Source organism: Roseinatronobacter domitianus, assembly GCF_023336755.1.
GTDB lineage: Bacteria > Pseudomonadota > Alphaproteobacteria > Rhodobacterales > Rhodobacteraceae > Roseinatronobacter > Roseinatronobacter domitianus.
Genome location: NZ_JALZWP010000004.1, coordinates 1 through 22,210 on the forward strand (window position 1 = coordinate 1; position 22,210 = coordinate 22,210).

Annotated in this window: 22 protein-coding genes and 1 tRNA gene; 9 read left to right on the forward strand and 14 right to left on the reverse strand. The window is 60.3% G+C overall.

Translation table 11 applies throughout. The features are described from left to right. Positions 1 to 533 (forward strand): type I restriction-modification enzyme R subunit C-terminal domain-containing protein (locus tag M3N55_RS05380; RefSeq protein ID WP_283163887.1); only part of this gene is annotated, 533 nt, incomplete at its 5' end. A 368-nt stretch (positions 534 to 901) separates the two neighbouring features. Here M3N55_RS05380 and M3N55_RS05385 read toward each other — a convergent pair. From M3N55_RS05385 to M3N55_RS05400, 4 genes are all read right to left on the reverse strand, one after another. Continuing rightward, positions 902 to 991 (reverse strand) — tRNA-Ser (locus tag M3N55_RS05385). A 63-nt stretch (positions 992 to 1,054) separates the two neighbouring features. Further along, positions 1,055 to 1,936: a LysR family transcriptional regulator gene (locus M3N55_RS05390; protein WP_249057166.1), complete on the reverse strand. Its 882-nt coding sequence runs from the start codon at positions 1,934 to 1,936 to the stop codon at positions 1,055 to 1,057. Then, positions 1,933 to 2,940: a beta-N-acetylhexosaminidase gene (gene nagZ, locus M3N55_RS05395; RefSeq protein WP_249057168.1), complete on the reverse strand. Its 1,008-nt coding sequence runs from the start codon at positions 2,938 to 2,940 to the stop codon at positions 1,933 to 1,935. The genes M3N55_RS05390 and nagZ overlap by 4 nt, the downstream gene beginning before the upstream one ends. Further along, the gene (locus tag M3N55_RS05400; RefSeq protein ID WP_249057170.1) at positions 2,937 to 3,932 is read right to left on the reverse strand and encodes an SPOR domain-containing protein; all 996 of its coding nucleotides are present in this window, start codon (positions 3,930 to 3,932) and stop codon (positions 2,937 to 2,939) included. Before M3N55_RS05400 ends, nagZ begins: the two co-directional genes overlap by 4 nt. 95 nt (positions 3,933 to 4,027) lie before the next feature. Here M3N55_RS05400 and M3N55_RS05405 point away from each other — a divergent pair, with 95 nt between their 5' ends. Further along, positions 4,028 to 4,363 carry a hypothetical protein gene (locus M3N55_RS05405; protein WP_249057172.1) on the forward strand — a complete coding sequence of 112 codons (336 nt, stop codon included), beginning with the start codon at positions 4,028 to 4,030 and terminating at the stop codon, positions 4,361 to 4,363. A 4-nt stretch (positions 4,364 to 4,367) separates the two neighbouring features. Here the strand turns inward: M3N55_RS05405 and argS are convergent, their stop codons facing one another. Then, positions 4,368 to 6,098 (reverse strand): arginine--tRNA ligase, encoded by a 1,731-nt coding sequence (argS, locus tag M3N55_RS05410; RefSeq protein WP_249057174.1) that lies wholly within the window; start codon positions 6,096 to 6,098, stop codon positions 4,368 to 4,370. Positions 6,099 to 6,219: 121 nt separating this feature from the next. Between argS and M3N55_RS05415 the strand changes: the two genes are divergently transcribed. The 3 genes from M3N55_RS05415 (at position 6,220) to clpX (ending at position 9,332) form a co-directional block, all read left to right on the forward strand. Further along, positions 6,220 to 7,182: a Gfo/Idh/MocA family protein gene (locus M3N55_RS05415; protein WP_249057175.1), complete on the forward strand. Its 963-nt coding sequence runs from the start codon at positions 6,220 to 6,222 to the stop codon at positions 7,180 to 7,182. A gap of 121 nt (positions 7,183 to 7,303) precedes the next feature. Further along, complete coding sequence (gene clpP / locus M3N55_RS05420) at positions 7,304 to 7,927, forward strand: ATP-dependent Clp endopeptidase proteolytic subunit ClpP (protein WP_249057176.1); 624 nt, start codon at positions 7,304 to 7,306, stop codon at positions 7,925 to 7,927. A gap of 142 nt (positions 7,928 to 8,069) precedes the next feature. Further along, positions 8,070 to 9,332: an ATP-dependent Clp protease ATP-binding subunit ClpX gene (clpX, locus tag M3N55_RS05425; RefSeq protein ID WP_249057178.1), complete on the forward strand. Its 1,263-nt coding sequence runs from the start codon at positions 8,070 to 8,072 to the stop codon at positions 9,330 to 9,332. Between the two features lie 73 nt (positions 9,333 to 9,405). Here the strand turns inward: clpX and M3N55_RS05430 are convergent, their stop codons facing one another. Genes M3N55_RS05430 through M3N55_RS05440 form a run of 3 tightly spaced genes read right to left on the reverse strand, consistent with a single transcriptional unit; the run spans position 9,406 to position 11,667 of the window. Beyond that, the gene (locus M3N55_RS05430) at positions 9,406 to 10,395 is read right to left on the reverse strand and encodes a methyltetrahydrofolate cobalamin methyltransferase (protein ID WP_249057181.1); all 990 of its coding nucleotides are present in this window, start codon (positions 10,393 to 10,395) and stop codon (positions 9,406 to 9,408) included. Positions 10,396 to 10,416: 21 nt separating this feature from the next. After that, positions 10,417 to 11,331 (reverse strand): methylenetetrahydrofolate reductase, encoded by a 915-nt coding sequence (locus tag M3N55_RS05435; RefSeq protein ID WP_249057183.1) that lies wholly within the window; start codon positions 11,329 to 11,331, stop codon positions 10,417 to 10,419. Positions 11,332 to 11,370: 39 nt separating this feature from the next. Beyond that, complete coding sequence (locus M3N55_RS05440) at positions 11,371 to 11,667, reverse strand: virulence factor (protein ID WP_249057185.1); 297 nt, start codon at positions 11,665 to 11,667, stop codon at positions 11,371 to 11,373. 162 nt (positions 11,668 to 11,829) lie between these two features. Here M3N55_RS05440 and M3N55_RS05445 point away from each other — a divergent pair, with 162 nt between their 5' ends. The 3 genes from M3N55_RS05445 (at position 11,830) to M3N55_RS05455 (ending at position 14,539) form a co-directional block, all read left to right on the forward strand. Further along, complete coding sequence (locus M3N55_RS05445; RefSeq protein ID WP_249057187.1) at positions 11,830 to 12,972, forward strand: Ppx/GppA phosphatase family protein; 1,143 nt, start codon at positions 11,830 to 11,832, stop codon at positions 12,970 to 12,972. A 10-nt stretch (positions 12,973 to 12,982) separates the two neighbouring features. Further along, complete coding sequence (locus M3N55_RS05450) at positions 12,983 to 13,699, forward strand: RlmE family RNA methyltransferase (protein WP_249057189.1); 717 nt, start codon at positions 12,983 to 12,985, stop codon at positions 13,697 to 13,699. Between the two features lie 72 nt (positions 13,700 to 13,771). Continuing rightward, positions 13,772 to 14,539, forward strand: a complete 768-nt coding sequence (locus M3N55_RS05455; RefSeq protein ID WP_249057191.1) for an alpha/beta hydrolase — start codon at positions 13,772 to 13,774, stop codon at positions 14,537 to 14,539. Here M3N55_RS05455 and M3N55_RS05460 read toward each other — a convergent pair. Then, the gene (locus M3N55_RS05460; protein WP_249057193.1) at positions 14,531 to 14,917 is read right to left on the reverse strand and encodes a cell division protein ZapA; all 387 of its coding nucleotides are present in this window, start codon (positions 14,915 to 14,917) and stop codon (positions 14,531 to 14,533) included. The genes M3N55_RS05455 and M3N55_RS05460 overlap by 9 nt on opposite strands. Continuing rightward, positions 14,910 to 15,410, reverse strand: coding sequence for a hypothetical protein (locus tag M3N55_RS05465; protein ID WP_249057195.1), 501 nt, complete (start codon positions 15,408 to 15,410; stop codon positions 14,910 to 14,912). The genes M3N55_RS05460 and M3N55_RS05465 overlap by 8 nt, the downstream gene beginning before the upstream one ends. A gap of 228 nt (positions 15,411 to 15,638) precedes the next feature. Between M3N55_RS05465 and tkt the strand changes: the two genes are divergently transcribed. Continuing rightward, on the forward strand, positions 15,639 to 17,657 hold the full coding sequence (gene tkt, locus M3N55_RS05470; protein WP_249057197.1) for a transketolase: 2,019 nt from the start codon (positions 15,639 to 15,641) through the stop codon (positions 17,655 to 17,657). Between the two features lie 101 nt (positions 17,658 to 17,758). Here tkt and ispG read toward each other — a convergent pair whose 3' ends face one another. The 4 genes from ispG to M3N55_RS05490 form a co-directional block, all read right to left on the reverse strand. Further along, positions 17,759 to 18,886 (reverse strand): flavodoxin-dependent (E)-4-hydroxy-3-methylbut-2-enyl-diphosphate synthase, encoded by a 1,128-nt coding sequence (ispG, locus tag M3N55_RS05475; protein WP_249057199.1) that lies wholly within the window; start codon positions 18,884 to 18,886, stop codon positions 17,759 to 17,761. 102 nt (positions 18,887 to 18,988) lie between these two features. Further along, positions 18,989 to 20,200 (reverse strand): helix-turn-helix domain-containing protein, encoded by a 1,212-nt coding sequence (locus M3N55_RS05480; RefSeq protein WP_249057201.1) that lies wholly within the window; start codon positions 20,198 to 20,200, stop codon positions 18,989 to 18,991. A 124-nt stretch (positions 20,201 to 20,324) separates the two neighbouring features. Further along, positions 20,325 to 21,548, reverse strand: a complete 1,224-nt coding sequence (gene hemA, locus M3N55_RS05485; RefSeq protein ID WP_249057202.1) for a 5-aminolevulinate synthase — start codon at positions 21,546 to 21,548, stop codon at positions 20,325 to 20,327. A 171-nt stretch (positions 21,549 to 21,719) separates the two neighbouring features. After that, positions 21,720 to 22,112, reverse strand: a complete 393-nt coding sequence (locus M3N55_RS05490) for a hypothetical protein (protein WP_249057204.1) — start codon at positions 22,110 to 22,112, stop codon at positions 21,720 to 21,722. Positions 22,113 to 22,210 lie beyond the last annotated feature (98 nt).

Consider the following 22,210-nt stretch of genomic DNA (forward strand, 5'->3'; position numbering starts at 1 on the left):
CGAAATGTCCGGGAATGGTTTGCCGCCCGCAACCATTTCGCCATAATGTTCGAGGATCGCTTCAATGCGTAACCGTATCTGAAACCCGCATGGGCCAGACCAGATACACAAAGTTCATGACACTCCCTTGCGATCCCGACAGCCGAGAGACGTTCCTGAAACAGCTTTCAGACCGTGGCTATGACACTGACCGCCTGAACGACATTCGCAGACTGGTCGATGCACCCGACAGCGATCTCTTCGACGTGCTGGGTTATGTGATGTTCACAAACGATCCAAAGACACGCCATGACCGCGCGGATGCAGTCAAACACAGCGGACTGGCAAACTTGCAAGAGGATATGAAGGCGCTTCTGATCATCATCCTCGACGCATACGAGCGGCACGGCGAACACGAGCTAGCTTCAACAAAGCTAGGGCAGTTCTTAACTGCACGATATGGCAGCGTCGGCGAGGCGAAGAATCGACTAGGTGGCCTGCCCGAGATCAAGGACGCGTTTCATAGGATGCAGGCGCAGCTTTACTCAAGATGACAGCCCGATATTTCGACATGCAGCTTGCCGGAAGGCTCTGAGAAAGCCATGTTTTGGATCAATTTGGACAACACAGTATCGCTGCAATATCTTTTCCGGGAAACGTGCCATAGATTGACCTGTCAGCCTGTCTCAGCGTGCATGCCATAGCCTTAGAGATCAAATCGGTGCGCACTGAATAGGTAGATTTTTGCGCCAAGTGCTTTGAGACAATCAATTTGAACCCGGACGTGATGACGATAGGCGCTTTTTTTGACGGCATTCCCAAAGGTAAAAATTCAAGCCCGCCCAAGCGTTTTCAGGATGTGGGGCTTTATGTGGGGCAAGCCCAACAAAACCCAGATTTATCCAATGAAATCAATGGGCAATGGCGGAGACGAAGGGATTCGAACCCTCGAGACCCTTCCGGGCCTACTCCCTTAGCAGGGGAGCGCCTTCGACCACTCGGCCACATCTCCGTCGCTCCGTTTAAAGATACCGGTGCGGGGCCGCAACCGGAAAATCGGGGTTTTCGGGACTGGCTAGAGGCTTTCATCCGCAAGCGCAGCAAATCGTGCCTTCAGGGCGGTGGTTGCGGCTTGCACCTTGGGGCTGCGGTGCAGGTCCACATGGGTGACAAGCCACAGTTCAGCACTCCAGTCCGGGCGCGGCGGCATGACCTGTACCAGCGCATCGCTTTGCAGGCTGGCAGGCGCAAAGCCCAACCCCAGCCCGGCCCGCATCGCCGCCAGCAATGTCGTGCGGTCGTTGCTGTGCAGGCCGACATGGCGGGCATGCTGTTCCATCCAGCGATCGAACGGAGCGCGGGCATGGCCCGGCTCGACCGTGACGACATCATGATCGGCAAGATCAGCTTCGGTGCGTGGCATGCCCCGCCGTTCCAGATAGGCGGGCGCGGCAAACAAGGCCACGGGCAGCGCCCCCAGCGGCTGGACGACATTGTCGGGTTCGGTTGGTCGCGCACCAGCGCGCAAGGCCAGATGGGCCTCGCCATATTCCAGCCGAGCAAGCCGTTCTTCCACGCGCAAACACGGCACCAGTTGCGGGTTATCGGCGCGAAGCTGGCTAAGCACCGGCAGCACGATGTCGCAGAGTTCGGGCACGGTCGTGACGCATAAGTCACCTTCGATGCCGCTTTGCAGCATGTCCAGCCGCGCCGCGAGCTTGTCGAAACGGGCTTCGGCCTCTGCTGCACCGTCGGTCAGCATCCGCCCCGCTTCGGTCAGCGCGTAGCCTTTGGCGTGACGCTGGAACAGTTTCACGCCCAGCCGATCTTCCAGCCCGTCAATATGGCGGATGACCGTGGCGTGATGCACCCCAAGCCGTTGCGCCGCGCCGCTTACGGTGCCCGCGCGGGCGACCTGAAGAGCCGTGCGCAATTCGTCCCAGGGTTCAAGGCTCATGCCTGTGGCTCCATCAGAAGAGTGTCGTATTCAGCGGCCAGCTCGGAGAGGTCGACCGCCATGGCAGGGCCGCGTGACGCCAAGGCCCGATCGCAGCGGTCCCGCGCGGGGCCCGCCAGCACCGGGCAAGCCTCTGCGACCTGCTGCATCTGCTCCAGCACCCCATTGCAATGCAGAACCAAGTCGCAGCCAGCCGCAAGCGCGGCGCGCGCCCGTGTTGACAGGGTTCCCGATAACGCCTCCATCGAGAGATCGTCCGTCATAAGCGCACCATCAAAACCAATCTCATCGCGGATTACGCGGATCATTTTGGCCGATGTGGTGGCGGGTTGCGCGGGGTCGAACGCGGTGAACACGATATGCGCACTCATGGCCAAGGGCAGGTCAGACAGCGCCGCGAAGGCCGCGAAATCCTGCTGGCGCAGTGTTTCTGCGCAGGCTGTCACCATGGGTAGATCCTGATGGCTGTCCAGCGTCGCGCGTCCATGCCCTGGCATGTGTTTCAAAACCGGCAACACGCCACCATCGCACAGACCATCCGCCATGGCGCGGGCGAGGAGCACGACCTGTTCAAGTGTCTCTGCATAGCAGCGGTTTCGCAGGATCGCATGGGTTTCAGGCCGCGCGATATCCGCAAGCGGGGCGCAATTCACGTCAATACCAACGGCGCGCAAATCTGCGGCCATCAGCCGTCCGCGCAGATACATCGCGCGCGCCGGATCACGCGCCAACAGACTTTGGTCCAGCGCGGGCAGCCAGTCGCGCCAGTTCGGCGGCCCCATGCGTTGCACGCGCCCGCCTTCCTGGTCGATCAGGATTGGCAGATCACGCCCAAGGCACTCGCGCCAATCTGTCGTGAGCGCCCGAAGCTGCGCGGGTGTGTCGATATTGCGGGCAAACAGGATCGCGCCCCAAGGTTGCGCGTCAGACAGGAATCGTTTCTCTGCCGCAGTCAAACGCAGCCCCGCGCAACCGAAGATCACAGCGCGCGGGGCAGCGGTCATCGGATCATCACCGGAATACAATCCATCCTCTGGTCAATGAGCGCCGCACAGAAATGGCGCGCGTCACGCTCATCATTGAAGCCATGCGCCCGCAGCCGGTAGAACACGGACCCGCCGCTATGCGCGGCTTCGATCACCCGGCCCCGGTCATCCAGCAAAGGGTCGAACCTTTGCGACAGACGGTCCCAAGCGCTGCGCGCTTCATCCGCGCTGTCATAGGTGCCAAGCTGGACAAGCCGTGTCCCCGGACCAATGCTGGCAGGGTCGATATCGACACCGCCCCCTCGCGAGAGATCCGCAGCCACCGAATTCGCGATTACGGCGGCAAGGTCGGTATCTGCCGCCGTGGATGCGGTGGGCTGGCTTGGACGTTGCGCCGCAAACTGCACGCCACGCGGGTTCGGGCGGGGCGACCGGGTTACGGCCAGCCGGTTCGGACTGACAATTCCCAGCGGGGCCGCATCTGCCACATCCGGGGTTCCGGCCAGCGGCAGGCCAACCTCTATCAGTCGGTCTTCGCCACCCGATGGCATAGATTGGTTGCGTGCCGGACTGGTCACATCGCGGTCCAGATTAAGCGGTGGCGGCGCCAGAACGATCTCGTCAGGAAGTGTCGACGGCCCATCTGCGGCCAGTTCTGTAACCGACAAGCCCTGATGTGCCGCTTGTGACCCGCCCGGATTATCCGGGGTTACGCGCAGCGGCCCTTCAAGCGCGCGCACAACCGGCACGCCCGACACATCGCGCTGCATCATCTGAAAGGCCCAGACACCGCCGCTTACCAGCAATACAAGCGACAGAACCGCGCCCAAGCCTTGCGCCACGCCGGCGGCGGTGACGGGCTGTGCGACGGTGGCAGGGAATTGCGCATGTCCACCATGCGGGGGCGCAGCTGCAAAGCCAGAATAGTGGGTATCATGCGGTCGGGCCTGTTGGCGCTGGCCTAACCCATAAGGGTCAGGTTCGGCCAAGCTCTGCGCGCCCCCATACATGTGATGGGCTTCGTTATACGGGTCATGCGCGTCGTTGTGATAGCCAGCAGTCGCTCCAAAAGAAGCCTGAGCCCCCAGAGCCCCCAGAGCCCCTCGTGGCGCATAGCCTTGATAAGACACATCCCGCTCTTGCGGCCATTGATGTTGCGGCCAAGCGCCTTCCGCATTCGGTGGCGCCGGCGGATTTTCTCGATGACCCCAAGCATCCGGCGTCGGCCCATCATGGAACCGAGCGCCATGTGCAGGATAATATCTGCTTTCACCCATACCTGCCTCATGCAGGGCAAGGTTTCACCCATGCCCTTCCTGCTAAATCATGTTGGCAAGATGTCTGCTCGACATTGCCGGATTTCGCGCATTTTTGCGCTTATATGCTTTGCGTCCTTGCACGATACCATGCAAAGGCCGACACGTCCCGCGAAAAATACTGACTTTTCAGCGCATCTCATCCATCGCGGCAACCCCAAGGATAGCCAGACCGTTGGCAATGACAACACCTGTCGCCCGCACCAGTGCGGTTTTCGCGGCGGTTGTGGCCAGATCGCTCTCTTGCACGAAGCGCAGGTCGGGCGTGTCATTGCCACGATTCCACAAAGAGTGAAATTCAGCAGCCAGTTCCGACAGATAGCCTGCCACACGATGCGGCTCATACACACGGGCGGCCAGTTCCACGATGCGCGGCCATTCGGCCAGCTTGCGAATCAGGCCCAATTCGGCGTCATGGGTCAGGGTGGACAGGTCTGGCTTGGTCTGTGCCGCGCCCATATCCGCCGCTTTGCGCAACACCGACTGCACCCGTGCGCTGGCATATTGCACATACCAGACCGGGTTTTCGCGCGATTGCTCCAGAACCTTGGCAAAGTCAAAATCAAGGCTGGCGTCGTTTTTGCGGGTCAGCATCACGAAACGGGTCACATCAGCGCCCACTTCATCCACCACATCCCGCAGGGTCACGAAAGTGCCCGCGCGTTTCGACATCTTGAACGGCTCGCCGTTCTTATACAGTTTCACCAACTGGATCAGCCGAATTTCCAACGGCACGCGGTTATCCGACAGCGCCGCCACGGCAGCTTTCATGCGCTTCACATAACCGCCATGATCGGCCCCAAAAATGTCGATCAGCAGATCAAACCCGCGATCTACCTTGTTGGAATGATAAGCAATATCGGGCGCGAAATAGGTCCAGCCGCCATCCGATTTCATAATCGGGCGGTCCACGTCGTCGCCATGCGCGGTGGATTTGAACAGCACCTGCTCGCGCGGCTCCCAGTCTTCCGGCGTCTTGCCCTTGGGCGGTTCCAGCACGCCGCGATAGATCAGACCCTTCTCGCGCAGCCGGTCAATGGCGCGCTCAATCTCTCCTGTGCCGTAAAGCGCTTTCTCGGATGAATACACATCCATCCGCACGCCCAGCGCGGCCAGATCCTCGCGGATCATTCCCATCATCCGCTCGGTCGCAAAATTGCGGATGGTTTCCAGCCAGACGGATTCGGGCTGGTCCAGAAATTGCGCGCCGAATTCGGCTTTCAGCGCCTCGCCCACCTCGATCAGGTATTCACCGGGGTAAAGCCCCTCGGCAATCTCGGGCGAGCGGCCATGCGCTTCGCGGTAGCGTTCATAAGCAGATCGCGCCAGCACATCGACCTGCGCGCCACCGTCGTTGATGTAATATTCGCGCGTCACGTCATAGCCCGCAAAGGCCAGCAGGTTCGACAGCGCATCGCCCACCACCGCGCCGCGCGTGTGGCCCACATGCATGGGGCCGGTCGGGTTGGCCGAGACGAATTCCACGTTTACTTTGGTGCCCTGCCCCATGGATGAGCGCCCAAAGGCATCACCTTGGTCCAGCACATCGCCCAGCACGCTCGCCCAGACGGCATTCGCCAGCCGCAGGTTCAGGAACCCCGGCCCGGCCACCTCGGCGCTGGCAATGCGCGGATCGGTCAGCAGATGTGCGGCCAAACTTTCGGCAATGTCGCGCGGCTTCAGGCCCGCAGGCTTGGCCAGCACCATAGCGGCATTCGTCGCCATGTCGCCATGCGCGGGGTCGCGCGGGGGCTCTACCGTCACATTGGCGAAATCCAAGCCTTCAGGCAGCGTGCCTTGGGCGGTCAGGGCGTGCAAAGCGTCCAGAACACAAGCGCGAAATTCGGTGAACAGGTTCATCTGGGACCATCCTTCATATTGCGCCATGCCCTAGCCCCCGGCCGCGCAAGCGTCAATGGTCTGCGCCCTTGCACCCCCAAGGATGCCCGATATGGTAGCGCCAACAGCACGGGAGACACATATGCGTTGGGGAATACTGGGGGCCGCGAAAATTGCCCGGACCGATCTGGCACCGGCCATGCAACTGGCGCGGGGAACGGAACTGGTTGCCATAGCCACGCGCAATGCGGCCAAGGCTGCACCGTTTCAAGCGCTTACACCCGGTCTGCGCGTGCATGAAAACTATGACGCTTTGTTGGCCGACCCGGATGTGGACGCGGTTTATATCCCGCTGCCCAATGACCTGCATGTGGAATGGTCAATCCGCGCCGCCCAAGCTGGCAAACATGTGCTGTGCGAAAAACCCATTGCGTTGCAGGCAGACCAGATCGACAGCCTGATTGCAGCGCGCGACACGTCCGGGAAACTGATAGCAGAGGCTTTCATGGTCGCGCATCACCCGCAATGGGCCTTGGTGCGCGACCTGCTGGCGCAAGGTGTCATCGGGCGGCTGGAGCATATCGAGGGATGTTTTACCTACACCAATCGCGACCTTGGCAATATCCGCCATGACCCGGCCAAAGGCGGCGGTGGCCTGCGCGATGTCGGCGTTTACCCCTGCATCACTGCGCGCATGGCGACAGGGGCCGAACCCACGCGCCTGCGCTCGGACATCCGATATCAGAACGGAGTCGATATCTTTGCCCGCGTCTGGGCCGATTTCCCGGACTTCACGATGTCATTTTACTGCGGCATGATGCAACAACGCCGCCAGAACATGATTTTTCATGGCCAAGACGGATGGATAGAATTGACCGCTCCGTTCAACGGCCCGGTCTATGGCGATGCGCGCGTGGAATGGTTAAGCGACGGGCGGCTGCACATGGAGCGGTTCAACAACGTGAACCAATACGCGCTAATGCTTGAAAATTTCGCAGCCAGTGCAGAAACCGGCACCCCTTTCGCCTGCCCGCTGGAACTGTCGCGCGGCAATCAGGCAATGATTGACGCAATCTTCGCCGCAGCCGGGTCATCGACCTCGTGACAGGGTCCGGGCGGCAAACTTGCCCCCCGCCCCTTGCGGCCCTCCCGGCGCAGCACTAAGATTCAGTCAACCACTCTAGGGTATCACAGACCAAAGCAGGTCACGGATGAAAGCAGGCAGCATGAACGATCCTATCGAAACCTACATGAACCTCGTTCCCATGGTCGTGGAACAGACCAGCCGCGGCGAACGCGCCTACGACATTTTCTCGCGCCTGCTGAAAGAGCGGATCATTTTCGTGACCGGCCCGGTGCATGACGGCATGGCCAGCCTGATCGTCGCGCAGCTTCTGCACCTTGAGGCGGAAAACCCGTCCAAGGAAATTTCCATGTATATCAACAGCCCCGGCGGTGTCGTGACCTCTGGCCTGTCGATCTATGATACCATGCAATATATCAAACCCAAGGTGTCGACCCTTGTTGTCGGGCAGGCCGCCTCCATGGGGTCTCTGCTGCTTGCAGCGGGCGAAAAGGGGATGCGTTTCTCGCTGCCCAATTCGCGGATCATGGTTCACCAGCCCTCCGGCGGCTTTCAGGGCCAAGCGACGGATATTTCCATTCACGCGCGCGAAATTCTGGAACTGAAGGAACGTCTGAACAAGATTTATGTCCATCACACCGGCCAGACCTTGAAAAAGGTCGAGGATGCGCTGGAACGTGACAACTTCATGACAGCCGAAATGGCCAAGGATTGGGGCCTGATCGACGATATCGTAACCTCTCGTGCCGACACTGCCGGGGCTTGATGCAGCCAAGCCCAAACATCAGGGACGGTGCAGTTTTGCATTGTCCCTGCCGCCCGACTGACCTAGGCTTTGTCACAAGAAGGTCAGAGAATGGCTCCCCCGACGAGAGACCCTATCGCAGACAAGACCGCAAAGGTGAGTGATGCCGACATCCGACACTGACAGCAAGAACACGCTATACTGCTCCTTCTGTGGCAAAAGCCAGCATGAGGTGCGCAAACTGATCGCTGGTCCAACCGTGTTCATTTGCGATGAGTGCGTTGAACTCTGCATGGACATCATCCGCGAGGAGACGAAATCGGGCGGTTTGAAAACCACCGATGGCGTGCCAACTCCGCGCGAAATCTGCAATGTGCTGGACGATTATGTCATCGGACAGGAACAGGCCAAGCGCGTGTTGTCCGTTGCCGTTCACAACCATTACAAGCGCCTGAACCACGCCGGAAAATCGGGTGAGGTGGAACTGTCGAAATCCAATATCCTGCTGATCGGCCCGACCGGCTGCGGTAAGACACTGCTGGCGCAGACGCTGGCGCGTATTCTGGATGTGCCCTTCACCATGGCCGATGCGACCACGCTGACAGAAGCGGGGTATGTCGGTGAGGATGTCGAGAACATCATCCTCAAGCTGTTGCAGTCCAGCGAATACAATGTGGAGCGCGCGCAACGCGGTATCGTCTATATTGACGAGGTCGACAAGATCACCCGCAAGTCTGACAACCCGTCGATTACGCGTGACGTGTCGGGCGAAGGGGTGCAGCAGGCGCTGCTGAAACTGATGGAAGGCACCGTCGCCTCTGTGCCGCCGCAAGGCGGTCGCAAGCACCCCCAGCAGGAATTCCTGCAAGTGGACACGACGAATATTCTGTTCATCTGCGGCGGTGCCTTTGCGGGTCTGGACCGTATCATCGCGCAGCGTGGCAAAGGCTCTGCCATCGGCTTTGGTGCCGATGTGAAGGATGAAAGCCAGACCACCATCGGTGAGCGGTTGAAAAGCCTTGAACCGGAAGACCTGCTGAAATTCGGGTTGATCCCGGAATTCGTGGGCCGTCTGCCGGTCACCGCGACCCTGACCGATCTGGACGAAGACGCGCTTGTCACCATCCTGACCGAACCCAAGAACGCACTGGTCAAGCAATACCAGAAACTGTTCGACATCGAAGGCTCGGACCTGACCTTCACCGACGAGGCGCTGCGCGCCATTGCCAAACGTGCCATTGCCCGCAAAACAGGCGCGCGCGGCTTGCGCTCGATCATGGAAGATATCCTTCTGGATACCATGTTCGACCTTCCGGGGCTGGATAATGTCAGCGAGGTTGTCGTCAATGACGAGGCTGTCACATCAGAGGCGAAACCGCTTCTGATCTACGCCGAAGCAAAGAAAGGGGCGGCCAGCGCAAGCTGATCGCCCTACCCTGCCGCATAAAAAACCCGCCCGATTTGCTCGGGCGGGTTTTTTGCATTTAAGGTCGGACGGGTCAGCCGCGTGCGCGCCGTCCGCCACGCCGCCCGCCAGTGCGCGCGCCCGCATCCATCGCAGCGCGCGAGGCTTCGGCAAAGCTTACCCCGTCTTTCATCGCATCCATCACCTTGGTCAGCCCGATCCAGGCGCCGCCATTCGCGTCATGGTTCATCAACAGGTTCGCCGCGCGGATGGCTTCCATCTCTTGGGCGCGCACCGGGTTCATGATGGCACTGGTCATGCCCGCGCCAATCGCCATGGGCAGAAACGCCGCGTTCACGCCATGCCGGTTTGGCAGCCCAAAGCTGATATTTGACGCCCCGCAGGTCGTATTCACGCCCAATTCGTCGCGCAGCCGGCGCACCAAGGTAAACACCTGATGCCCTGCCGTCGCCATTGCGCCAATCGGCATGACCAGCGGGTCCACCACGATATCATGCGCGGGAATCCCGAAATCCGCCGCGCGCTCGACGATCTTTTTAGCCACAGCAAACCGCACGTCCGGGTCTTCTGAAATGCCAGTATCGTCGTTCGAAATGGCCACCACCGGCACATTGAATTTCTTGACCAGCGGCAGGATCGCTTCCAGCCGCTCTTCCTCGCCGGTGACAGAGTTCAGCAGCGGACGCCCGTTGCAAGCTTCCAACCCGGCCAACAGCGCCGCGGGCACGGACGAGTCGATGCATAAAGGCACATCGACCAGTGCCTGCACCCGCGCGCAGAGATCGCGCATCAACGGCGGCTCGACAAAGTTATTGTCCGCATAGCGCGGGTCTTCGGCCATTTTGTTGGAAAACACCGCGCCCGAATTGATATCCAGAACCGTGGCACCGCAGGCGACCTGCTCCAGCGCATCGCGCTCTACAGTGGTGAAGTCGCCTTGCTCCAGCTCTGCCGCCAGCTTCTTGCGGCCCGTGGGGTTGATGCGTTCACCAATGACGCAGAACGGTTCGTCAAAACCGATGATAACGGTCTTGGTGGCAGATTCGATGACAGTGCGGGTCATGGGCGTTCCAGATGCTAAAGGTTATTGGCCAGGGCGCGCGCTGGCGCCGCCATGCGTTGCGGTCCAGGTGGCATTGGTCTTGATGCCGCCCAAGGGGAAGAAATGCAGCTTGTCCACCGCGAAATCGGGATGCGCGGCTTTATGCGCGGCCAAAGCCTGCACCAACTCTGTCGGCTCGAACGGCAAAAGCAGCTTGGACACGTCCTTGGCACGCTTTTGCAGCACTTTCAGTGAAGGGCCGACCCCGCAAGCCACCGCGAATTTTATCAGCGTTTGCAGCTTGGCAGGACCGGCCACACCCAGATGCACCGGCAAGGTAATCCCTTCAGCGCGCAGACGGTCGCACCATGCAATGATCGGCGCAGCCTCGAACGCGAATTGCGTAACGATGGACATATCCACCCCGGTGCTGCGCGCAAAATCCTGCTTCCAGCGCAGGGCATGCATCACAATGCGCTCTTGCCCGGCAGGTTCAATGTCGCGGTTGCCCTCTGGATGCCCGGCGACATGCAGACGCTCGAACCCGTCAAACAGGCCGGTTTCCAGCAACTGCATGGAATCGGCATAGAAGCCTGCCGGGGTTGCGACACCGCCCCCCAGCATCAACGCTTCGCGAATATCCGCCTCTGACCTGTAGCGATCCACCCAATCAGCGGCTTCTGCCCGGTCACGGATAATGCGCGCCGGAAAATGCGGCATCGGCTCCATGCCTTGGGCGCGCAGCCGCGCGGCGGTTGCAACCATATCGGCAATCGGCGTGCCTTCGATATGGGCAATATAGACCCGTGTGCCCAAAGGCAGAAGCGTGCGGAAATCGTCGATCTTCTCGGCTGTGCGCGGCATCACCTCCAGCGAGAAGCCCTGCATCAACGCCTCGACCGCGCCATTTTGCGGCGGGGCCATTTCGACCGGACGACGAAAATTCAAAAGCGCCATTATGCTCTCCCCAAGCCAGAACTTTGCCACGACCTGCGCCTATGCCCAGCCGTCATTGCCGATCAGTGCGCGTAACCTGTCCGCGTCATACGCCGCTTCCAATTCGGCCGCCGTGGCGCTTGCGACCTGTTCATCGCTGCCAGCGACCTCGACAGGCGGCGCTTTGCGCCAATCGGCCAAGTAGGCATCGGCATCTTTGGCCCCCACTTTCATGGCGCAGCGGTCAATCGCTTGCTCGAAACGTTCGGACAGTTGCACTTTCTGTGCGCGCCGCCCCTTGCCGACAATGACCTGCGCGGGAATATCGCGCCAATATACGATGACAAGTTGCGCCATGTTCCATCCACCTTGTGCCGCCTTGCCCCGTCTTACCAAGCACCTGCACGATGCCCGGTGCGAAAACCGACCTTGGCCGCGCCACGCGCGACGCAACGCAAAGCCTTGCGCGGGGGGCAGCGCTGGACTACGTTACACGCAACATGAATTGGAGGGCGAAACATGACGCCCCAGCGTCCCGCAGGCGCGGGCACGCCCCTGACACCAGACCAAGGCCCGCCCGATGCGGTGGTCAGGACATCAGCAAAGGCTCCGCGCCACCCCGGATCCGAGCAGCTGTACGCAGCGCTGGATCTGGGGACGAATAGTTGTCGCATGCTCATTGCGCGCCCCAAGGGCGGGCAATTCGAAGTCGTGGACAGCTTTTCAAAAGCTGTCGAACTTGGCACCGGGCTGGAAAGCTCTGGCCTGCTATCGCATCGGCCCATGCAGCGCACGCTTCAGGCGTTGCGCATTTGTCGGTCAAAGCTGGAACGGCACAATGTGCGCAGTATGCGTCTGGTGGCAACCGAAGCCTGCCGCCGTGCCCGCAACAGCCGCGAATTCATTCGCCGCGCACAGCGTGAAACCGGGCTGAAGCTGGACATTATCACCGCCGAGGAAGAGGCGCGATTGGCCGTCGTCTCCTGCGCGTCACTGGTGGCGGCAGATACCGAACAACTGCTGGTCATCGATATTGGCGGCGGGTCTACCGAATTGGTCTGGATCGACATGTCGCGCGTGGCGCCCGAAGCGCGGCGCAATGCGATTCTGTCCATGTATCAAGGCGCGTTCAATCGCGACCCGTTGCCCGGCAAACCCCGCGTGGTGGACTGGATCAGCGTGCCCTTGGGCGTTGCAACGCTGAAAGACTATTTCGCCGATGTCGAGGACGATGCCGCCCGATTCGCGCTGATGAGCTGGTATTTCGAGGAACAACTCGAAGCCTTCACCCCCTATGCGGACCCGACGCAGCACAAGGCATTCCAGATCATTGGCACCTCTGGCACGATCACGACCGTCGCCGCCAGTTACCTGCGGCTCAAGCGCTATGATCGCAACAAGGTGGACGGTCTGGTGATGAATTCGACTCAGGTCGATAGCGTGATCCGTGAATATCTGGCGCTTGGCCCCATTGGTCGCCGCCAAGACCCGCGCATCGGGCGAGAGCGGCATACGCAGATTATGTCCGGCGCGGCCATCCTGACGGCGCTTATGCGCGTTTGGCCAACCGAACGCATGTCAGTTGCTGATCGCGGTCTGCGCGAAGGGCTGCTATATGCACAGATGAGCGGCGACGGCGCGCTGGACCTGGCACAGAATTGAAAGTTGCACGATGACAGGCAAGAACACATCCGGGCGCGGCCAGCGCGACCTTAAGGTGAAGGTCAAGACCGCGCGTGGGCGCAAGCTATCCTCTACGCTCTGGCTGGAACGGCAGTTGAATGACCCCTATGTGGCCGCGGCCCGGCGGGACGGCTACAGAGGGCGCGCGGCCTATAAGCTGCTGGAGTTGGACGACAAATATCGCTTCCTTGTGCCCGGCGCACGGGTGGTCGATCTGGGATGTGCGCCCGGTGGCTGGTTGCAGGTGGCAGTGGTGCGTGTGAACGCCTTGGGCGAGAAGAAGGGCAAACGCGTCGGCACCGTGCTGGGGGTGGATCTGCAAGAGGTCGAGCCGCTGGCAGGTGCCACCGCACATGTGCTGGATTTTCTGGACGAGGGTGCGGATGGCCAAGTTAAAGACTGGCTGGGCGGCTCTGCGGATGTGGTCATGTCGGACATGGCCGCATCGGCATCGGGTCACAAACAAACCGACCATATGCGCATCATGGCTTTGTGCGAGGCGGCGGCGCATTTCGCGTTCGACGTGCTGGACGAAAACGGCACCTTTGTCGCCAAAGTCTTGGCGGGCGGAGCCGAGGCGGAATTGCAGCAGCTTCTGAAACAGAACTTCCGCAAGGTCGCCAATGTGAAACCTCCGGCCAGCCGCTCTGACAGTTCGGAGAAATACGTCGTTGCAACCGGGTTCCGGGGGCAGGCCAAAGACTAGGGTTTTTGCAAATTTGCGACAATCTTCTGGCTGTGCTCGTTGTCTTCAATATTTGCCACTTTGGGGGGCACCTTGTCTTTATTGGTGAAAACCCTTTTGACAGGTGTCACGCTTTACGCCGCACTGGTCGCAGCACTTGCATTTTTTCAACATTCTTTGGTGTTTCCGCGCCACATGGTCAGCGCGCCCCCTAGCCTACCCGCGCAGGCGGAACGCTTAAGAATTTCAACGCCCGATGGTGCGGAACTTCATGGCGTTCGCATTCCCGGCAGCGACCCGTCCCGACCGATCCTTCTGGGCTTTCCCGGAAATGCCTGGAACGCCGAAGCCATGGCGCTGTTCCTGCATCAGGTGTCGCCCACGCAAACCGTGGTGGTCTTTCATTACCGAGGCTACGCGCCATCCACCGGCACGCCCTCGGCGCAGGCGCTGATGTCGGACGCCATCGCCATTCACGACACGCTGGGCGCGTCCGTTACGGCGTTGGGGTTCAGTATAGGCAGCGGTGTCGCCGCACATCTGGCGGCTATGCGCGATCTGGAACAGGTTGTCCTTGTCACGCCGTTCGACAGTTTGGCGCAAGTTGCGGCAGACAGCCTGCCTTATCTGCCGGTGCGTTGGCTGTTTCGGCACGAAATGGCCGCCGCCAAGGCACTGGCGCGCAATGGGTCTCCCGTCACACTCATCATCGCAGACCGGGACGAGGTGATCCCGGCAAAACGTTCGGACGCTTTGGCCTTGGCACTGCCGCAGGCACGGGTCATCCACCTGAATGCCGGGCATAACGACATCTACAACCAGCCGGAATTCGTCCCTGCCCTGCGCCGCGCCCTACGCTGAGCCGCGGCTTTCCATCTCTTCGGCCACCGCTTCGGCGCGCGCCGCCAATTCGGACAGACCGTCGGTCAGGTCTTGCGGCACAACCGGCACCTCGACCTTTTGCGCGGGGCGCGCGTGCAGCCGTGAAATTTCTTCACGCATGGATTCGATCTGCGCCTCCGCCTCTTTCAGCTTGTCCTCGACCGAAGCCGTCTTGTCGGCCAGCATCAGGCCAGACATAAGCAACATCTTCTCGGCAGGGACGCGACCAATCTGGTTGAGCAGCGTGCGCGCTTCGGCATCCAGCATCTCGGCGGCCGCAAGCAAAAACTTCTCTTCGCCCGGCTGGCAGGCGACTGCGAAGTCTTTATGACCAATGGTAATTGTCTGTTCAGGCATCACGCTCTCCCGTCCCCATAAGCGGCTTCAATTCGCCCAGGACATCTTCCATTTCGGCCAATTCCGACGCGCGCTCGGCGCGCAAGGCTTCCAGTTCTGCCACCAGCGACCGGTTGATCGCACTGGGTTCGATCACCTGCGCCTCGACCCCTTCGCGCAACTGGCGATTGGCTTCGATAAGTTTGGAATTGGCTTTCTTAAGGCGCAGCATTTCCAGGCTTTGCAGGTCAAGCTGCTCGGTCATCCGGGCCAACCGCCGCTCCATTGAGGCCACCGAACTGTCCTGCCGCTGGCGCACGGCATTGACCCGCTCGGTCAGTTGCGCAGTCTTGGCGCGCTCACCTTCCAATTCGGCCCGCAATCGCGCGGTATCGGCCTCCTCGGCGGGCGGAACGGGCGCAGCTGCTACCGGGGCCGCTAATTTGCCCGCCGCCGTCGAAATACGATCCAGCGCGCGCGACAGGCGCGTTTCCATTTCTTTTATATCCGTCATGCCTGCTCTTTCCAAATTGGCGCTTTCACATGGCCGAATCATTCCATGCAGGGTATGGCAACCCACGCCATAGCAGCCTACCCCCAATTTTTCGGCTTTCCAACCTTGGGGCGCGGCAGTGCATGGTACATGGACCAAGTTGCTTGCAGCACAGGCCCAAAGCCTTATGATCCCGGCGCGTTGCGCTACCGCTAACACCGCCTGTTCCCAGCCCAAGGAAGACCCGACGTGGATATTGCCGCTTTAAAGACCGCAAACCCCGACCACTGGATGAAAGCCACAGCCATTCGTGCCTTGGCCATGGATGCCGTGCAAGCTGCCAATTCTGGCCATCCGGGCATGCCAATGGGCATGGCAGATGTTGCGACCGTGTTGTTTGAGCGGCACCTGAAATTCGATGCCAGCGCGCCCAACTGGGCCGACCGTGACCGCTTCATCCTGTCGGCAGGGCATGGGTCCATGCTGATCTATGCACTGCTGTATCTGACCGGCTACAAGCAAATGACGCTGGAGCAGATCAAGAATTTCCGCCAATGGGGTGCGATCACGGCGGGCCATCCGGAATATGGCCATGTCGAGGGTGTGGAAACCACGACTGGCCCCTTGGGTCAGGGCATTTCCAACGCCGTCGGCTTTGCGATGGCCGAAGAAAAACTGCGCGCCGAATTCGGGGCCAAGGTGGTCGACCATCACACCTATGTCATCGCGGGCGACGGCTGCCTGATGGAAGGCATCAGCCACGAGGCGATCGGGCTGGCCGGCCATCAGAAACTGGGTCGCCTGATCGTGCTGTGGGACAATAACGACATTACCATTGACGGGTCGGTCAGTTTGTCGGACCGCACCGACCAGCGCGCGCGCTTTGCCGCGGCTGGCTGGAAAGTGCTGGCCTGCGACGGGCATGACGCCGCCGATATCGACCGCGCCCTGACAGAGGCGAAAGGGTCGGACCAGCCCGTGCTGATCGACTGCAAGACGGTCATCGGCTTTGGTAGCCCGGCCAAGGCGGGCACGTCTGGCGCGCATGGCTCGCCCTTGGGCGACGCCGAAATCGCGACAACCAAGGCCATTTATGGCTGGGAGTATGGCCCGTTCGAAATACCGGCGGATGTGCTGGACGCTTGGCGCGCGATCGGCGCGCGCGGGGCCACGGCGCATGAAGAGTGGAAAACTCGCTTTGAGGCATTGTCGGGCACCAAACAGGCCGAATTCACCCGCCGCATGGCAGGCGAAGCACCCAAGAAACTGGAAAGCGCCATCCGCGCCTTCAAAAAGCAGATCGCGGAAAGCGCCCCCAAAGTCGCAACGCGCAAATCTTCTGAAATGGTGCTTGAGGTGGTGAATACCGTCTGCCCCGAAACCATCGGCGGCTCTGCCGACCTGACCGGGTCAAACAATACCAAAACCGCCGGTCTGGGCGTGTTCAACGCCGAGGACCGCAAGGGCCGCTACGTCTATTACGGCATCCGCGAGCATGGCATGGCTGCCGCGATGAACGGTCTGGCGCTGCATGGGGGGCTGAAACCCTATGGCGGCACGTTCATGTGCTTTACCGATTATGCACGGGGCGCAATGCGGCTTTCGTCACTCATGGGCGTGCCGGTGACTTACGTCATGACGCATGATTCCATCGGTCTGGGCGAAGACGGGCCGACCCACCAGCCGGTCGAACATCTGGCCATGCTGCGAGCGACGCCAAATGTAAACGTGTTCCGCCCCTGTGACACCGTGGAAACCGCCGAGGCTTGGGAGCTCGCGCTGACGGCCAAGCGCACGCCCTCTGTGCTGGCGCTGACGCGGCAAGGGCTGCCCACCTACCGGACCGAGCATAAGGCCAAGAACCTGACTGCCCAAGGCGCTTATGTGCTGGCAGATGCGGACGGCAAGCGTCAGGCGATCCTGATGGCCACCGGGTCAGAAGTGGAAATAGCAATGGAAGCGCGCGACCTGTTGCAGGCCGAAGGAATCGGCACACGCGTTGTGTCTTTCCCCTGCTGGGAGCTCTTTGAAGACCAGCCCGAAGCCTATCGCCGCAAAGTTCTGCCCGCAGGCCCGGTGCGCGTGGCGGTTGAGGCCGCGATCCGCTTTGGCTGGGACCGCTGGCTGTTTGGTGAACGCGGCCGACGCGAAAAGTCGGGCTTTGTTGGCATGCATGATTTCGGCGCATCCGCACCCGCGCCAACGCTCTACAAGGAATTGGGCATCACGGCAGAAGCCGTCGCGGAAAAGGTTAAATCCCTTCTCTGATCCCTGCGGGGGCCGCGCGCCAGCGCGCCCCGCCTGAAGCATAGACTTAAAAGGGCGGCCCACAGGGCCGCCCTTTTTCAATTAGGTCAAACACGGTCAAGCTACTCTGCCGCCTCTGCCGCGCTCCGCGCTTCAATCTCGGCGGCCTTTTTCTCAACTTGCTCGACAATATGTTCGACCATCTGCTCATTGCTCAGCTTATGGCTTTGCTTGCCCGCCAGATACACCATACCGGACCCGGCCCCGCCGCCGGTAAAGCCAACGTCGGTCATCAGCGCCTCGCCCGGCCCGTTCACGACGCAGCCAATTATCGACAGGCTCATCGGGGTCTTGATATGCGCCAACCGTTCTTCAAGCACAGTCACGGTCTTGATCACGTCGAACCCCTGCCGCGCGCAGGACGGGCAAGAGATGATATTGACACCGCGATGCCGTAGACCCAGCGATTTCAGAATCTCATAGCCGATCTTGACCTCTTCTACCGGGTCGGCGGACAATGACACCCGGATCGTGTCGCCAATCCCCATCCACAGCAGGTTGCCCAGCCCGATGGCGGATTTCACCGTGCCAGAGATCATGCCTCCGGCTTCGGTGATCCCCAAGTGGATCGGCGCATCAGTCGCTTCTGCCAGCCCCATATAGGCCGCAGAGGCCAGGAACACGTCGGACGCTTTCACGCTGATCTTGAACTCGTGAAAATCATTGTCCTGCAAAATACGGATATGGTCGAGGCCGCTCTCGATCATCGCATCGGGGCAAGGCTCGCCGTATTTCTCCAGCAGATGCCGTTCCAGCGACCCGGCATTCACCCCGATGCGGATGGAACAGCCATGGTCGCGCGCGGCCTTTATCACCTCGCGGACGCGAGTGGCGTCGCCTATGTTGCCGGGGTTGATGCGCAGACAGGCCGCGCCCGCCTCTGCCGCCTCTATCGCGCGTTTGTAGTGAAAATGAATATCTGCCACGATGGGCACCGGGCTTTCGCGGCACACCTCGCGCAGCGCCGCGCTGGCATCGGTGTCGGGCACCGAAACGCGGACAATATCCGCCCCGGCCTCTGCACAAGCAACGACCTGTTTGATCGTCGCGGCAGCATCGCCAGAATCGGTGTTGGTCATGGTCTGCACCGAGATCGGCGCATCCCCCCCCACCGGCACGTTACCCACCATGATCTGGCGGGATTTGCGGCGCTCTATATTGCGCCACGGGCGGATATGGTTGTGGTCCATTGTGCAAGCCTTGTGCCGTGCGGATTTGCCTAAGACATAAACCAAGAGGGGCGCTGCGACAAGCAACGCCCCTCTCGTGAGTCATACGGTCAGCGAGGGCCCTTACGGCTGAACCTCTGCCACGTTGACAAAGCTGCGCAAATCCTGATCGCCTGACAGATCGGCAGTCGCAAAGCTCTCCACAACCGCACTTGGCGTCAACGCAATACTATCCACGACCTGCGCGCCCGGCGCAGTTGGGCCGAATGGCTGCCCGTCAACCAGCAAGTACACAGAGCCAGAGTTCCCCGCACGCAGCGTCGCAGCCTGCTCTGCCTGCGGCACCGCATAGCGTTCGCCCGCATCGAGCACTTTTTCGAACAGCACAGTGCCGTCCGCAGCTCTCACGCGAATCCAGCTTGGACGCACTGCCAAGACTTCAACTTGCGGCAGGCCCGTGCTGCGGACCTGCACCTCGGGCGCAGGCAATGTCGCTTCGTTCAGCGCCATCTGGATCGCAGAGCCGATATCGTCAGCTTCTGGCTCAGCTACAGGTTCGGGCCGGATCGCGCCGATGGGGCCGTCACGCGCCACCATAATCGGAGCTTCAAGTGCTTCAGGCCTATACGTGCGCACAACGCCCTGCGCAGTGTCGCGCTCGGTCGCCAGGATGTTGCTGTCATCACGCCCTTCCATCGCGGATAACGACACATCGCCCGCAGCACGTTGCGCGGCACCGGTTGCAATCGGGTCCAGATCGGCCATGACCTCTGGCGGTTGGTCAGCAGGGGCCAGTTGGACGCGCTGCACTTCTTTCAGGACAGTCCAGCCACCATACCCCAGACCGACGACCAGCGCCAAGACAACTGCCACAGAGCCGACGGCGCCAATGTCCAAACGGCGCCAGAATGGGTCGGGATCGTCAGCCAAGCGGGTGCGCGACAGCAATCCCTGCGACAACTCTCCCGCCATGACGGGTTCCGGGCGCGCCTTGTTTGGCTGGCTGCGGTCCAGGTCAGAATTGATTGCGAAATTCGTTTCCGCGCAGAACTGGCGATAGCACCAATCCGGGTCCAGCCCCAGATACCGCGCGTAAGAACGCACATACCCCGCCACGAAACTTGGCGCTTCAAAGGCAGACAGGTCGCCCGCCTCTATCGCCGCAATATAGGTTGCGCGAATGTGCAATTCGCGTTGCACATCCAGAAGCGACTTGCCCATCGTCGCCCGTTCGCCGCGGATGATGTCACCAAGACGCACCTCGAAATCATCGAAGCCCGTTGGCTGCACGTCATCTACCGGCGCTGCTTTGGGTTTACTGCCAAACCAATTCATTGCCCGCCCTTTGACCGCTTTCTTGCTCACCTGAGCCCCCACTCGAACACAAACTCGGCATCTGTGCACCGTTTCATGTGATCATTATACGGGAATTCATTGCGAATTGAAGCGTTATCAGTCGTTAGGCGGACATTTCGGCACGATTCAGCGCACAATGCGACCAAAGCCCATCCATAGCGCGCACCAAACGGTCAATCATCTTGGGATCATGCACCGGCGAGGGCGTAAAGCGCAGCCGTTCGGTTCCGCGTGGCACGGTCGGGAAGTTGATCGGTTGCACATAAATGCCGTGTTCGGTCAGCAACATATCCGAAATCGCCTTGCAATGCTTGGGATCACCGACATGCACCGGAACAATATGGCTGCCATGGTCAATGATCGGCAAACCCAGCCCGCGCAGCCGCATTTTCAGGATACTAGCGTTTTCCTGCTGCTTGTCACGCAGATATTGCGCCGTTTTGACATATTCGACAGAGGCCGCAGCGCCAGCCGCCACAGCTGGCGGCAGCGACGTGGTAAAGATGAAGCCCGGCGCGTAAGAGCGTATCGCGTCACACATTTTGGCCGATGCAGCAATATAGCCGCCCATCACGCCATAGGCTTTTGCCAGCGTGCCGTTGATAATGTCGATGCGGTGCATCAACCCGTCACGTTCAGCCACCCCAGCGCCACGCGGGCCATACATGCCAACCGCATGAACTTCGTCAATATAGGTCAGCGCGCCGAATTCATCGGCCACGTCGCAGATTTCCTTGATCGGGCCGAAATCCCCATCCATGGAGTAGATCGACTCGAACGCGATCAGCTTGGGCGCGGCGGGGTCATCTGCGGCCATCAATTCACGCAAATGCGCGACATCATTGTGCCGGAAAATCCGCTTGGCACCACCATTGCGCCGCACACCTTCGATCATGGAGGCGTGGTTCAGCGCATCAGAGTAGATAATCAAGCCCGGAAACAACTTTGGCAGCGTCGATAGGGTCGCATCATTAGCGATGTAGGCAGACGTAAAGAGAAGCGCGGCCTCTTTCCCGTGCAGATCGGCGAGCGACACTTCCAACCGTTTATGATACGCGGTGGTCCCCGAAATGTTGCGCGTCCCGCCAGACCCGGCACCGGTTGCGTCAAGCGCCTCGTGCATCGCCGCCAGCACGGCCGGGTTTTGCCCCATGCCAAGGTAGTCATTGCCGCACCACACCACGATGTCTTGCGTCTGACCGTCGGGGCGGTTCCACACAGCTTTGGGAAAATGATCCTTTTGCCGCTCGATATCGATGAAGGTTCGATAACGCCCTTCGATATGCAATTGGTTAAGGGCGGCATCGATTGCGGCGCTATAGTTCACTACCCACTCCCTGGCATCAGCTCGGTATATTCGCTTTTATAGATATTCTTGATTCTTGCAAACCAAATTACCCAAGTGCCTGTTTCTCACGCACATTGCGAATGCTCCTTGATCTAGATCAATTCCAACCGAAGGTGCAATAGCATCGGGCGCGCCCAAACGTCGCGCAGTTTATTCTGGCTGTATTTCCAAGGCTATAACACAGTCCGGGCCGGGACCTCGCGCCGCGTTGCAGCCCTCTAATGCGGCGCTGCGTGCGGTTTCAAGGTCGGGCAGGTCTGCCACGGCGACCGCCGATTCCGCCAATAACCCGTCTTTGACCAAACCCTCATCCGGGGACAAAGCCATCGCCGCAAAACGCGCGCCATCGGGCACGAAAAGCGACAGCGCGTCCTGATTCTGACCAACCAGACGCAGCATCGCGATGCCTTCTTCCGAAAGAAACTCGTGCAGGTGCAACGTCAGACGCACGCCGCCCAGATTATAGGTTTCAGTTTCGACTTGCTGCGCTTGTGCAGGCAGGACGGCCAGTGCAGCCCCAAAGGCCATACTCAGTTTCAACATGTGACACTCTCCACAATCACGATTCTTGGCTCGAGGCTGGTTATAGTCTTTGCGGCGGGTCTGGACACCCCCAAGGCAGGTGTTACCCTTCGTCAAAT